Genomic DNA, 1,320 nt, shown 5'->3' on the forward strand with positions numbered 1-1,320 from the left:
GTGCGCAGCAGCTGCCCTGGCGGAGTGGGGCTCGACGACTGGACAGCGCCAGCTGGTCAGGAGCCGAAGGGGGCCAGTACCCGGAGTTTTTTGCAGAGAAAAACTGACCAGCAGTTATGCTGCTACCAGAAATAAAATGGGGAAATCAATTTCATATTTAACAACCTTAAGTTGCATAAGGCGGGGAGTGTGAGCATGAGGGAACCGTAAGGTTCCCTCACTTTATACAGACTCCCGAAGGAGCCTTATTTTTAAGGGGGAATGTTGTCAGACAATCAATCTTTTGGAACATATCCTTTTTCCCACAAGCTTAACGCTGTCTGCCGTATCCATCCGAGGAAATCCGGGCCATAAAAGGCCTGTCGGTCAGCCCGAAGAGGAAAAGCCTTTATACTGACAAGACGCCTTAATTCTGTCTTATAGTCGTAATCGCAAATCCAGACAAACTGGCGTTCGGATACGATTCGGTCAATTTCTGCATTCACCTGCAGCGCAATGATGTGCCCCTCTTCTGCCGGAGCTTTTTGATTTGAATTAACGCACCATTGCCCTGCGGTTCCAGTATCTATATTGCCTATTACTTTCAGTAGATTAGCGGGTGCATTATACATTGTATTTTCTGCCATCTTAGTACTCCTTAGCAGCGGCAGGATTTATTACCGCTGCGTTTTCCGGCATGGTCATAACGACCATATTCGGGATCAGTAATCGGCTGCCAGTTCGTTCATCAGCGACCCACACTCACGATCTGCACGTTCTGCTTCTGACATCGTCAACATGTAGCCTCTTTTTGTTGCAGCACCCATGAATACCGGACGATCTTTCAGTGGCAGCTTTACAAGGTAATTCATGTCCATACTCAAGAGACGGGATTCATAAATCTCATAGTGCAAACCACAACCCCGGTTAGCCTGTTTTTCCATACGGGCCAGCACCACATCTGAGCGAATAACGTCAAACGGGTTACTAGATTGCAAATTCCGCACAAAACCATCGGTACGCAGAGTTACATTTTTACGGTTCATAACTGTTCACCTTATCGTTCAGGACTTATGAAAAATTGCAGACAGCGCGCCACGAATGAAGTACAGACAGGCATCAGTGCGGGTAAATGTGTCGGCATAATGAGCATGAGCCTCCTGAGCTGAGGCTACGTTGTAGTGCGCTCTGTCGATGATCCACGCAATTTTTTTCATCCATCTTCCGGAAGATTCTTGAGCGGCGGTTTTGACGTTGACGTTTTGTGTGTGCATCCTGGTTTTCTCCTGTGGTGATGGTTTTCCATCTCCCTGGTGAGTTCTCTCGCGGCAAAGGGCAAAG

General features: G+C 47.8%; 2 protein-coding genes and 1 pseudogene. All 3 read right to left on the minus strand.

Going from position 1 to position 1,320, the window contains the following annotated elements; genetic code table 11:
* Positions 1–275: 275 nt before the first annotated feature.
* A complete protein-coding gene (locus N0B36_RS24345) occupies positions 276–626 on the minus strand; it encodes a hypothetical protein (protein WP_137366954.1) in 351 nt (116 codons plus the stop codon).
* Positions 627–701: 75 nt separating this feature from the next.
* A complete protein-coding gene (locus N0B36_RS24350) occupies positions 702–1,025 on the minus strand; it encodes a hypothetical protein (RefSeq protein ID WP_259689508.1) in 324 nt (107 codons plus the stop codon).
* 18 nt (positions 1,026–1,043) lie between these two features.
* Positions 1,044–1,320: pseudogene (locus tag N0B36_RS24355) on the minus strand (hypothetical protein); the annotation flags it as partial.

Source organism: Citrobacter sp. XY323 (assembly GCF_025106035.1).
Lineage (GTDB): Bacteria > Pseudomonadota > Gammaproteobacteria > Enterobacterales > Enterobacteriaceae > Citrobacter > Citrobacter braakii.